We start from the raw sequence: 11,674 nt of genomic DNA, 5'->3' as shown, positions 1-11,674 counted from the left end.
CATCGGCCTTATCAAGAGCAATTGTATCGGGATCAAGACGACCTTTAACGCATTAGCCTCCGTGCGATTGCTTTTTTGAGCGCAAAGAATAAGTAGAATTATACCAAGTATTATTTCCATGCATTTCAACATGGTTTTCTGGCGATGTAGTCGTGTTAGCGTTCAAGAATTGCGGCAACACCCATGCCACCAGCCGTACACACACTGATGAGGATCCGCCCATTGCCTTTCTCGGCGAGGAGCTTGGCCGCTGTGCCAACGATGCGTCCACCGGTGGCGGCAAAGGGGTGGCCAAGGGCAAGACTACCGCCTTTAACATTCATTTTTTGTACATCAATACGGCCCAACGCATGATCGCGGTTTAGTACATTGCGGCAATATTCAATGGATTCCCAGGCTTTCAACGTGCAAAGTACCTGACCGGCAAAGGCTTCATGAATTTCGTAATAATCAAAATCTTGTAAGCTAATATTATTTCGCTCCAGTAAACGGCTGACGGCAATGGTTGGTGCCATTAACAACCCCGCACCATGGACATAATCTACGGCAGCAACGTCGTAATCCACAAAATAAGCCAGTACGTCGAGGTTGTGGGCTAAAGCCCATTCGGGAGTGCCTAAGAGCACGGCAGATGCTCCATCGGTTAATGGCGTTGAATTTCCCGCCGTCAGACTGCCACTATTGGCTTTATCAAAGGCGGGTTTTAATTTAGCTAATTTCTCCAGAGTTGTTTCTTTGCGGGTAATGGTATCGCGCTTTAAATCATCGATAGGAGCAATTAAATCCTCATAAAAACCTTCATCATAAGCTTTTGCTGCATTTTGATGGGAGCGCAATGCCAATTCATCTTGGGCCTCACGTGTGATGTGCCATTCTTTCACCATTAATTCGCAATGTTCGCCCATGGATAAACCCGTGCGTGGTTCACGTACTTCCGGCAAGAGGGGTTTTAACATACCCAAACGAAATTTTTTGACGGCGGTTAATTTTTCTTTAAAACTGTTGGCTTTTTGATAGTTAATCAAAAAATGCGTGAGTCGGCGTTGACCGATTAAGGGGATATCCGAGTTCGTATCAGTACCGCCCCCAATACCGGCTACCATTTCACCACTAGCAATTTTCAGAGCTACTAGATTGATGGCTTCTAGCCCCGTACCGCAGGCACGTTGGATGGTTAAGCCAGGCGTTTCGGCGGATAAGGTACTGCCTAAAACGACTTCGCGAGCAAGATTCCAGTCGAAGGGATGATTCATGACGGCGCCGGCAATGACATCGCCTAATAGCTCACCTTCAATCTTAGTTTTCGTGATGAGCGCGGCTAATGCGGTACTTAATAGATCCTGGTTGGATTTGCCTAAATAATTAGTTTGCGATTTGACAAAAGGGGTACGCGAACTCGCAAGGATTGCTACCTTTTTGGCTAAGCTCATAATTAATTCTCCTTATTTATTAATATATAGACCAAAAAGAAAAGCACGCTATACTTAGGCGTTAAGTTATTATCAAAAATAAGGATATTTAAATGTATACACTTTATTCACATGGGACACCTAATGGCATTAAGCCTACCATCATGCTGGAAGAGCTAGCACAGCCTTATACGATTAAAGCAATTGATATTTCTAAGGGGGAGCAATTTGCTCCTGAGTTTTTAAAAATTTCTCCTAATAATAAAATACCGGTTTTGCATGATCAGGAACATGACTTTTATTTGTTTGAAAGTGTCGCTATTTTGCAATATTTAGCGGAAAAACATGGGAAATTTTTACCCTCATCTTTAGTAGAGAAATTTACCGTTGTGGAATGGTGTTATTTTCAAGCAGCACACATTGGCCCTATGTTCGGTCAATTTGGTCATTTTCACCGCTATGCTCAGGAACAAGTCCCTTATGCCATGCAGCGCTATGCCGATGAGAGTATGCGTTTAATGGGGGTAATGGAAAAACAGTTGCAGCAGAACCCATTTATTAGTGGTGCGGCGTATACCATTGCCGATATGGCCATTTGGCCCTGGATTTATTGTTTTCAAGAATTTTACCAGCAAGTTATTGATGCGAAACAATTTCCTTATTTATTGCAGTGGTACGAGCGACTTAGCGAGCGTCCGGCAATCAAAGCCGCTTTAAAGGCCTACGAATAGCTGATAAAGAAAATTTATGCTGGTCGTTGTGCTGCGATTAATTAAAACTTAGCTTCATGTCTTTATGCGGGATATTTGCATCTAGGTATTCTTCACTGCATACGCTAAAACCCAGTTTTTCATAAAATGAGATCGCATGGGTTTGTGAGCTCAATTTTGCGGTAATCACGGCTTTGTTTCGTTGCAGATCGGCCAAAATCTTTTGCATGATTTCTTTACCAAGTCCTTTTCCCTGATGTTCATCTAAAATGGCAACGCGCTCAATTTTTGCAAACTGGTCCATAAAACGAACACGGGCGACACCTGCTGGTTGTTCGTTAATGAACAACAGATAGTGATCGCTGTCTTGATCTTTGCCATCTCTCTCTTCATGTAGAGGAACCTTTTGCCCATCAACGAATACTTTAGTCCGAATATTCAGGCATTGTTGCATTTCTGCTGGTGAGGAGATTTTTTTTACGTAAATGTTCATTGACTTTCTCTTCTGTAGGTTGAATCTGCTGCGGCAGTGTTTTTGGCTGCTGCACTGGCTTCAGCAAAAAAACGCAGCTCTTTATGGGCTGCTTGCTCTGCTGATAGGTTTTCTCTGCGTTCAACAAGTTCTGCTAGTCGTTTTACTTGTTGCTCTTGTCTTGTCAATTGCTCATCAAAAGTTTTTGGCATCATGTCCAGTGATTCATCAACACGATCATTTTTAAGCATATCTGCTTGGGTTAGTTGGGCTATTGTTTCGTTCAATGCGTATATTATCGCATTCACTTTTTCCGTTTCTAGCATAAATTCCATTCTGATTTCGGCTAACTGCTGTTGTTTTGCTGCCAGTATTCGTTCACATTCATTATATGTATAGTCTAATTCGGCTAATTCTTTTTGTTTGTCGATGAGGGCCGATTGCTCATCTTTAAGCGTTTGTAGCGTCCGTTCTAGTTCTATTTTCGTACGACTTAGCGCGGAAATTTGTTGTGCTGTTTCTGTTATTTCAGTGCTTATCCTACTGATTTCGTTGCATAATTCCTTGATGCGCACGGTATTTTCTTCCCTAATATTTAGTGGGGATGGCCATTATGAGAATTGAGTATAAACATGTCAAGAGCTTAAAAATGTAGTCCAGAGGGAAACTATCTTGGACTACATTAGGCGTGCTTTTAAGCCTGGCGCGGTACTTTTTTCTGGTCTTCCTCTGCCATTAGGGGCGCTTCTGCAGGTATCTTGATGTCAAATATAGTTTTTAGTTCGCGGACTAGGATTGCTTTATCCGCATTTCGTGCAAAAAATCCTATCTTATCACCAATCGATTCGAGCCTGGTTACCTGAATATCTTGCTTCTTTAATAATTCTTTATGGGTGTTATTCAGTTCTTGGTATTCTTGCTTTAGTACCGTCAACTTTTCTTCAGTTTTCATCAATTTTTCTTCAGCGATAGACCAACGTTCGGCCAATGCGGCAAAACTTGCATTGCCATTTTGCAAAAAATCATTTAATCGTTTAGTAAATTCTTCTTTTTGTTGGTCATCACTAAGTAGCGTTTTTGATAATTGGTTGGATACGGTACCTAAGTAGTCCGCTAGACTTCGTGCATTTTTTAGGTCGTCTTGTAGCTTTTGTTCGGTTTCCGAAAAATCTTTTATTTTTTCAGCTAATAGCTGTTGATTGGCGTTATAAGCATCCGTAACTTTTTGCAGTTCTTGTTGATTGGCGACTAATAAATTGCTTTGTGCCGTGACTTGGTCTTTGAGGTTGTGTGCGGTTTTTTCTAATTCTTCTTTGGTTGTTTTTAACGCTACCGCTAATTTGGCAGCCGCAGTAATTTCAATACCTAAGGTTTCTATTTTGGAACTCAACTGGTTAACATTCTCTTTGAGACGATCATTCTCTGCCGTAAATTTGTCAACTTCTTCAGCCAATTTTTGGCGTATGGCATCTAAGGCTGTGATTGTTAATTCCAGCAAATCAGCTAGACCGATAATGCCTTTGGCTAAATTCTCAGTAACGCTGACATCACACTTATGGTGATCATCAAGAATAAGACCGCCACCTGCATAGACAACAGTTGTCACCCCACAAATTGCCAACATAAAACCAAGATTGGCAATGATTCCGAGAATTAAGGTGGGGACGGTTAAGGTTACCCCACCGAGAATTTTTTGCCATAACGGTAATTCACCCCAGAATTCCGCTGCGCGTGAGAGAAGACTCGGATTTTTTTCCATGCTTTGAATGGCTACCAGTAAGCTGTCTTTAATTTTTTTAAATATGTCTTGGGTGATAATAATTTTTTGAAAATTACCCTGTTCATCCGATTGTGCTGCTTTTAATAATGCGGTAATTTCATCGGTTTTGTCTGGTAAGGCGGCATGTGTTTTGGTATTATCGACATCCGCGCTCGTTGCGCGTGCATTATGTTCATCCATGCTGGTTTTATCATTTTCAGCTGGAACTTGCTCGGTGTGAATTGCTTCTTGCTCATTAGCGCTCATGTCCCTATCCTTATGACTAATAATTTCCCTGTAACTTTTATTCTTAACCAAAAGATCCAATAAAACAAGTTCTAATTTTTTTAGTAAAGTCAATAGGTTGCGATGTCTTATTTGTAGTCATAAAGTCTATAAATAAGGCGCAATTATTTTAAATGAAGCACTGTTTCTTGATTTATCAGCCAAGCCACTTATTGCCCCTCTTTTTTTGTATTTATTCGGCATTTAGTGCGTTAATTTTAAGACATATGTCTTAAAAAAAGATATACTGTTCCGTTGTGTTTATTTTGATTAAAGGATAGTGTTCTCTATGACATTTTGTATTGGGCAGCGTTGGATAAGTAATACAGAATCCCAGCTTGGTTTGGGGATTATTACTGAGTTAAGTGGCAGACAAGTACATATTAGTTTTCCTGCCGCGGGTGAAGAGCGAATTTACGCCACCGATAATGCACCACTTAGCCGTATTATTTATAAAGCTGATGATGAAATTATCACCAGTAACCAACAGAAAGTACGTCTGACGCAAATTGATGAGCATCAAGGCTTGTTCTTTTATACCGGCGTTGATGAACAGGGAGAAGAAATCCGTATTAGCGAGGTCGGTCTCAATTGTTTCATTACGCTAAATACGCCGCAACAACGATTATTTAGTGGTTTATTGGATAAATTGAATTCATACCGTTTAAGAATCGATACGCTAAATCATGCCAGTCGCTTACAGCAATCAAACGTGCGTGGTCTGCTTGGTTCGCGCACCAGTCACTTGCCACACCAAGTTTATATTGCCAGGGAAGTCGCACAGCGGCATGCACCACGGGTTTTGCTTGCTGATGAGGTTGGCTTGGGTAAGACGATTGAAGCAGGGATGATTTTGCATTATCAATTGTGTACTGGTCGGGCAAATCGCGTGCTGATTGTGGTGCCACAAACATTGATCCATCAGTGGCTAGTTGAGATGATTCGCCGTTTTAATTTGCATTTTTCAATTATTGATGCAAGCCGCTATAAACCATTGCATGATAATTATGGTGAAGATGATGATTATGATCTGGATGATGAAGATGAGCTGGACGCTGCGGAGGAAGTAACGGTCAATAATGCCAGTCCTTTTGCAACTGAAAGCCTGGTTTTATGCAGCCTGGATTTTCTGATGGACCATGATGAAGCCCGAGCACATGCTCTTGCTTGCGATTGGGATTTATTGATCGTCGATGAGGCGCATCATTTGCATTGGTCTGAGCAAGAGCAAAGTCCGGAGTATGAGTGTATTGAAGGACTCTCAGCGCAAAGCAAAGGTTTACTCTTGTTAACAGCAACTCCGGAGCAGGCTGGTATTGCCAGTCATTTTGCCCGTTTACGTTTACTCGATCCCTCGCGCTATTATGATTTTTCTGCCTTTAAACAAGAGGAAGCTGGTTATCAAAAGATAAATCAATTAGTTCAAGAGTTGCTCGCCTATGATGCTGATACCGCATTGAATGCATTAGATCCTGCGCTAAAACAACAAGTGGATAGTTATTTAGGCGATGCCCAAGGCAGTACCATCCAGGAATCGATTAAAAATCTGTTGGACCGTCATGGAACTGGGCGCGTGCTCTTTCGCAATACGCGTGCGGCAATCCAAGGTTTTCCAGCGCGCCATGTGCATTCTTATCCTTTGGCACGTCCAGAAATTTATTCTTTACTTACCGAGCAGTCTGGATTGATTAATTTATCTCCAGAAAATAGTTTCAGCAATAAGGAGCTATGGTTAGATAAAGACCCACGAGTTGCCTGGTTAGCCAATAAAATAATTGAACTTTATCCCAATAAAGTTTTGGTAATTTGTGCTAAAGCTAAAACGGCCATAGCCTTAGAACACTATTTTAAATTAAAGGCGGGCATTCGCAGCGCCGCTTTTCATGAAAGCTTAACCATTATTGAGCGCGACCGTGCGGCGGCTTATTTTGCGGAGCAAGAAAATGGTGCTCAAGCGCTGATTTGTTCAGAAATTGGCAGTGAGGGGCGTAATTTTCAATTTGCGCATCATTTGGTTTTATTTGATTTACCCATTAATCCTGACTTATTAGAGCAACGTATCGGTCGTTTAGATCGTATTGGTCAAGCACATGACATTGAAATTCATGTGCCTTATTTAGCGAATACGGCGCAAGAAAAACTATTTCGTTGGTATCATGAAGGCTTTAATCTATTTAACAAAAGTTGTTCTGTTGGCTTCACGCTTTATGAGGAATTTGAACCGCGTTTGCTGCCTATTCTTGATCAGGCTCAGTCTGCTGCCAGTGATGGATTGTTGGCGCAGCTTATTGCCGATACCAAAGCGCGCGTAGAACAAATTAATCAGGCGTTGCATGACGGCCGCGATCGTTTGTTGGAGATGAATTCTTGTAATGCGCCACAGGCTGAAGCCTTAATTGCCGAGATTGAGGTTGAAGAATATTGTTTGGATTTAGAAAATTACATGGCGCAAATTTTTCATGAATATGGTATTGATCATGAATATCACTCTGAAGCGACGGAAATCCTGCAGCCCACCGAACATATGAAAACAGGCCATTTCCCTTGCTTAAAAGAAGAGGGGGTTACGGTAACGTATTCACGGCTTAAGGCCTTACAACGAGAGGACATGGAGTTCTTAAGTTGGGAACATCCAATGGTCACTGAGAGTATGGAAATGATTCTGGATTCAGAAGTGGGTAATGCTGCTTTGGCGACGATTTCAATTAAAAGTATCCCGGCTGGTACGGTATTTTTAGAATCATTTTTTACGGTTAATTGCGCCGCACCTAAATATTTGCAACTGGATCGCTTTTTACCGTTAACACCGATTCGGCTATTTATGGATGTTTCTGGAAAAAATTTGACTAAAGTGTTGGACTATGCGCGCTTAAATCAGTTATGCCAGTCGGTTAAACGTCATTTAGGTTATCCTATTATCAAGCAGATACATAAGGAAATTGAAAATATTTTGGTGTATAGCAAACATGCTGCTGAAGGACAATTAAGCGATATTATTGCGCAGGCTAAAGCACACATGCGCAAAAGCATTAGCCATGAAGTGCAGCGGCTTGAAGCACTGCAAGCGCTCAATCCTGGTATTCGTGATGATGAAATAGCCTTTTTCAAACAACAATTACAAGACAGTGAGCATTATATGAACAATGCTGTTTTGCAATTGCAAGCGCTTCGAGTCATTGTTAATAAACATTAATTGTTCTTTCCTTGATCGTATTCTATTGTCATAATCTTTAGCGATGTGACAATAGAGGCTTCTTTTTTTGATTTCTTAATGATCTTTTAAGGAAAATTTTATACAATATTGGTATCTGTTAATTTGTACTCGCAAATGGATAACAAATAAACATGAACCTGACTGAATGGTGGCTTGCTTTTGCCGACGATTTGGATAGTCTGGCTGCTAAAATAAACAATACTCAGACCGATTCCTGGATAGGTGCACGTACAATGATCGCCGAAGGCGTGCAAATCGAGGCCAATTTCCTTTGGGGGATGCAGTATGCTACAAAGATCAATACTGCTGCTCGTAAACTTGGTTCTCCTTTTAATAATTCGGCCTCAGGGCAGTTAATGCACCTCCCCGATGTGAATACTCCTGATTCGCTCTTATTTGCTTTAATTTATTATGCGCACCTAGAGCGTTATGCCTCCATTAATCAAGGCAATCCCTTGGTGATATCACAATTAATTAATGGTCGTCCTGGCATTCAATGTGCGGCGGTGGAAATGAAGCGAAGAATCGATCTGTATTGCTGCAGCCAGGAACATCGTGATGCGTTTAAACTGGCCTATCCAGACAGTACCCAACAACCAGGTGCAACTTTTTTAGAACAAGTGACGCACTGGCTTGCGGAAGAATCCGTAGCTGATAAGCTGATAAATCAGCTGGAAATTGCTACGAGTGAGCTTATTGGGCAATATAATGCTGGCCAGGAACGTGTTGCCAACGTCATTACTCTGTTTGCCAAAATAGAAAATTTATTGAATTCTAAAGTTATAGCACTTAGAGAAATTGTTGCTTATAAGAAACTCATTGAATTGTTAAATGCCGGAATTCTGCTAACGGAGGATTTTGCCGAACCTTATCGTTTACGGCATAACCATCCTTATTTTGCCACGATTTGGTTGGATTTAGACGCCAGTATCCCGCATGTGAATCAGAAAACGACACTTGCCATTCAGGGCGTGCGGTCAGTCATTCATTCTGCGCGTTTTACGGTAGGTCTAATTAGCACCTTAACGCAAAAGACTCTAGGGCGATTAGCACCTCAATTTATCAAAGATCTATTTTTTAAAACGGCGACAACAGTTGATGAGCTGACCCAATCTATAACCCCTGTTTCAATTATGGAGCGCCGTAAGCAGCTCTTAATCCAACAGGCAGGAAATAAAATTATTGCCACGATTGCTATTTTAAATGATGCCGCAGGGCAACAAATGCATGCCCATGATTTTAAAAAGATGTCTGCAGATGAGGTGAGTGGATTAGCGGATAAAGTGGCTTTGCTGCATCGTATGGTCGCTTTAGCAAAATGTTTAGCGATTTATCAACATGAACATACCACCGGTTTAACAAAATTTTCATTGTCTTTGATGTTCAAACCAATAACTACCCTACTCAGTAAAACGTTTATGCGTTGTTTAATTTTTAATGGTGTATTATTTGTTTTAGAAGCGGAAAAATTAGAAGGGCAGATTAAGCAACTAATTCAGCAAGCCAAAACAAATACGCAGTTTGACAAAGCATCTTTTAAAGATAAGCTCACGATGACTCTAAGTGCGGCACAAGAAAGAACCCTTCATTTGCGCCAAGAGAATAAGTTTGTTTTTTTCCAACAGGAAGGGAAAAAGGCTACGGATAATTTTGAGGGCGTTGTTACTACTGCTTCAGTAGCTCTTTCTCGATGGTTATGAGTGACCTTTAGCTACTTCCATCGGTTCTGCCAGGTGATAATTACAAAAACGTCCCCAATACCGCGCTGTTGCTCTGATTAAATCGGGCTCAAGATAGGGGCGCGTATTACATTGGCTGGAGAAGGCTTCAATTACCAATAGTTTTATTTCAATAAAGTCATCGATGTTAATAAATATATTAGGCTTAAAATCAACAGTGCTTGAGGGTGATAAATAACAATATAAGTTAGGAACTTCTCGGCAAGCAGTGATCGTTGCATGGTAGGTATTGCGATGATCTTGATGATTGTCGTGAAATGAATGCGTATAAACGTGTGTAGGCTGTACTTGTCGCACAATTTTTTCAATAAATTGAATGGTAGTGAAGGCGTGACTAATTTCAGTATCAATGAAATTACCCAGAAATAAATGGGCGTCTTGAAGTTTCGCCGCCTTTTGAGATTCTTTTTTTCTTGTTGCTGCAGACCCACCTTGCTCACCCGGGCTTAAGGTGAGAATGTTAAGTGAATCGCCTTCGGCGCGGTGCTTCGCTAATGCGCCGGCACAACCAACCTCTACATCATCCGGATGGGCGCCTATTGCCAAAATAATTTTCTTTCCTTCAAAGCGTCGAGTCCTGGAGTCTTGTGCTAATTTTAAGATTTTGGCGACAAACTCTTTTTCCCCTAGCGGTTTAAACAGTAGGCCATCGGCATGATTTTGCATGGCAGAAATAATAAAATCCACCTTCTTATGTTCCGTGACAATGAGAACTGAGGTATTCGGGTTGGATTTTTTTACAATCAAGGTTATATCTAAGTCATTAACTTCAGGGCTATTTATGTCTGTAATGACAACATCCCAGGCAGTTAATCCGGCCTTTGCTTTCGCATCAGCGCTATGTACTATGTGGGTGACGACAGCTTTGTCTTGCAACCATTTTAAAATTGCACCTGCGACCTCAATGTTGGGTTCGATAAGTAAAATTCTATAGGGTTGTTTTTCCACAATATATTTAACCGTTAAGACTATAACAAGTACTTATATTTTAGACTATAAAATATAAATCAGTAGACGAGTTGTCTTAAGAGTTTTGCATCCGCAATAATCTTATTTTGTTTTATCTGTTCTCTACAATGGCAATACTAATTTAAGCAGTTCACTATTTTTTATGGGGTGCATGGTTTCTTGTTGGCGAAATAAGTGCATCCATTCTGAAGTTGCTTGAAAACCATAAGTTAAGCCTAATTGATAGGCTTTAAAAAATAGCCCATGGCCAACAACAACGACAAACCCTTGTTGTTGGCATAATTGTTCATGAAACTGCTGCAATCTTTGCAAAAAGGTGGCAAATGATTCCGCGCCTTCACCATCACAATAGAAAGGATCACTTTTTTCCCAGTAAGTATTAATCCGTTCTTTTTTCTCTATAAGAGACAAGTGCTGTAACTTAGTTGGTGCAAGATAAATTAATTCTTGAATAGGCCAAGTACAGGTCGCTGTTGCCGGCCAGTCTTGCATGATGTATTGGGCACTTTCGTGAGCACGTGACAAAGGAGAGGAAATAATTAACGTCGGTTGCTCTATAATTTTTGCGGCGACTTTTTGTGCTTGTTCTCTTCCTAAAGGAGTTAATTTTGCGCTGGCCGGATTAGGATTCCATACTCCGGCATTAGCGCTGCTTTCGCCATGTCTGATTAACCATAAGTTTAACGTGGACATAGTGCGCCCCATTCTTCAATGGCAAGAAAATGCTCAGTCCAATAGCGCACAACCATTAACTCTTTAAACGGTAGTAATTGCGCTGCAAATTGCTTGCCTAAAATGTCATCAATGAGCAATTGTGGTATATCAATGCCCGCTGCAGCGGTTAATGGCAGTGTTCCTGGAAAACGCGGATTGATTTCTAATAATTTAAATTGTCCGTTTTGGTCGGCTTTAAATTGGACATTAGCCACGTAGGTAATTCCTATTTTTTGGGCTATAGCTATAGCCATTTGTGATAATTGCGGATTAAGGCATGTTTGCGCTGCTACGGCAATGCCCGAGTCAATTTTCATGCGCAGCCGTGGCACGGCTGCAATGGGGTGGCCACCACTATGAATATAAATATCAACAGAGTACTCGTCGCCTGGGAGTAATTCTT

Annotated in this window: 10 protein-coding genes; 3 read left to right on the top strand and 7 right to left on the bottom strand. The window is 41.1% G+C overall.

All coding sequences use genetic code 11. The annotated features are described in order from the left end of the window. Positions 1-155: 155 nt before the first annotated feature. On the bottom strand, positions 156-1,430 hold the full coding sequence (locus LDG_RS05110) for an acetyl-CoA C-acetyltransferase (RefSeq protein WP_006870109.1): 1,275 nt from the start codon (positions 1,428-1,430) through the stop codon (positions 156-158). Positions 1,431-1,522: 92 nt separating this feature from the next. Between LDG_RS05110 and LDG_RS05105 the strand changes: the two genes are divergently transcribed. Beyond that, entirely contained in the window at positions 1,523-2,140 is a 618-nt protein-coding gene (locus tag LDG_RS05105; RefSeq protein WP_006870108.1) for a glutathione S-transferase family protein, read from the top strand. 37 nt (positions 2,141-2,177) lie between these two features. Here the strand turns inward: LDG_RS05105 and LDG_RS05100 are convergent, their stop codons facing one another. The 3 genes from LDG_RS05100 to LDG_RS05090 all read right to left on the bottom strand — a co-directional run bounded on the left by LDG_RS05100 (position 2,178) and on the right by LDG_RS05090 (position 4,617). Continuing rightward, positions 2,178-2,612 carry a GNAT family N-acetyltransferase gene (locus tag LDG_RS05100; protein ID WP_006870107.1) on the bottom strand — a complete coding sequence of 145 codons (435 nt, stop codon included), beginning with the start codon at positions 2,610-2,612 and terminating at the stop codon, positions 2,178-2,180. Next, positions 2,609-3,166: a coiled-coil domain-containing protein gene (locus LDG_RS05095; protein WP_006870106.1), complete on the bottom strand. Its 558-nt coding sequence runs from the start codon at positions 3,164-3,166 to the stop codon at positions 2,609-2,611. Before LDG_RS05095 ends, LDG_RS05100 begins: the two co-directional genes overlap by 4 nt. Positions 3,167-3,285: 119 nt before the next feature. Further along, a complete protein-coding gene (locus LDG_RS05090; RefSeq protein ID WP_006870105.1) occupies positions 3,286-4,617 on the bottom strand; it encodes a LegC2/C7 family Dot/Icm T4SS effector in 1,332 nt (443 codons plus the stop codon). A 307-nt stretch (positions 4,618-4,924) separates the two neighbouring features. On the opposite strand from LDG_RS05090, the gene rapA reads away from it, so the two are divergent. Both rapA and LDG_RS05080 read left to right on the top strand, forming a co-directional pair. Then, a complete protein-coding gene (gene rapA / locus LDG_RS05085; protein WP_006870104.1) occupies positions 4,925-7,828 on the top strand; it encodes an RNA polymerase-associated protein RapA in 2,904 nt (967 codons plus the stop codon). A gap of 152 nt (positions 7,829-7,980) precedes the next feature. Further along, positions 7,981-9,549, top strand: coding sequence for a hypothetical protein (locus LDG_RS05080; RefSeq protein ID WP_006870103.1), 1,569 nt, complete (start codon positions 7,981-7,983; stop codon positions 9,547-9,549). Here LDG_RS05080 and LDG_RS05075 read toward each other — a convergent pair. The 3 genes from LDG_RS05075 to LDG_RS05065 form a co-directional block, all read right to left on the bottom strand. Beyond that, positions 9,544-10,536 carry a PIG-L family deacetylase gene (locus tag LDG_RS05075; RefSeq protein ID WP_006870102.1) on the bottom strand — a complete coding sequence of 331 codons (993 nt, stop codon included), beginning with the start codon at positions 10,534-10,536 and terminating at the stop codon, positions 9,544-9,546. The genes LDG_RS05080 and LDG_RS05075 overlap by 6 nt on opposite strands. Positions 10,537-10,659: 123 nt before the next feature. Then, positions 10,660-11,250 carry a histidine phosphatase family protein gene (locus tag LDG_RS05070; protein WP_006870101.1) on the bottom strand — a complete coding sequence of 197 codons (591 nt, stop codon included), beginning with the start codon at positions 11,248-11,250 and terminating at the stop codon, positions 10,660-10,662. After that, positions 11,238-11,674, bottom strand: a 437-nt coding sequence (locus LDG_RS05065; protein ID WP_040534521.1) for an ATP-grasp domain-containing protein, incomplete at its 5' end; no start/stop codon positions are given. The genes LDG_RS05070 and LDG_RS05065, both read right to left, overlap by 13 nt.

Source organism: Legionella drancourtii LLAP12 (genome assembly GCF_000162755.2).
Taxonomy (GTDB): Bacteria; Pseudomonadota; Gammaproteobacteria; order Legionellales; family Legionellaceae; genus Legionella; species Legionella drancourtii.
Note: the sequence above shows the minus strand (reverse complement) of the source record. Positions and strands in the feature narration are given on the sequence as shown.

What these genes read in the sequence shown, in the direction of transcription:
- LDG_RS05110 (WP_006870109.1), bottom strand. Translation starts at nt 1,430, where the DNA reads ATGAGCTTAGCCAAAAAGGTAGCAATCCTTGCGAGTTCGCGTACCCCT.
- LDG_RS05105 (WP_006870108.1), top strand. Translation starts at nt 1,523, where the DNA reads ATGTATACACTTTATTCACATGGGACACCTAATGGCATTAAGCCTACC.
- LDG_RS05100 (WP_006870107.1), bottom strand. Translation starts at nt 2,612, where the DNA reads ATGAACATTTACGTAAAAAAAATCTCCTCACCAGCAGAAATGCAACAA.
- LDG_RS05090 (WP_006870105.1), bottom strand. Translation starts at nt 4,617, where the DNA reads ATGAGCGCTAATGAGCAAGAAGCAATTCACACCGAGCAAGTTCCAGCT.
- rapA (WP_006870104.1), top strand. Translation starts at nt 4,925, where the DNA reads ATGACATTTTGTATTGGGCAGCGTTGGATAAGTAATACAGAATCCCAG.
- LDG_RS05080 (WP_006870103.1), top strand. Translation starts at nt 7,981, where the DNA reads ATGAACCTGACTGAATGGTGGCTTGCTTTTGCCGACGATTTGGATAGT.
- LDG_RS05070 (WP_006870101.1), bottom strand. Translation starts at nt 11,250, where the DNA reads ATGTCCACGTTAAACTTATGGTTAATCAGACATGGCGAAAGCAGCGCT.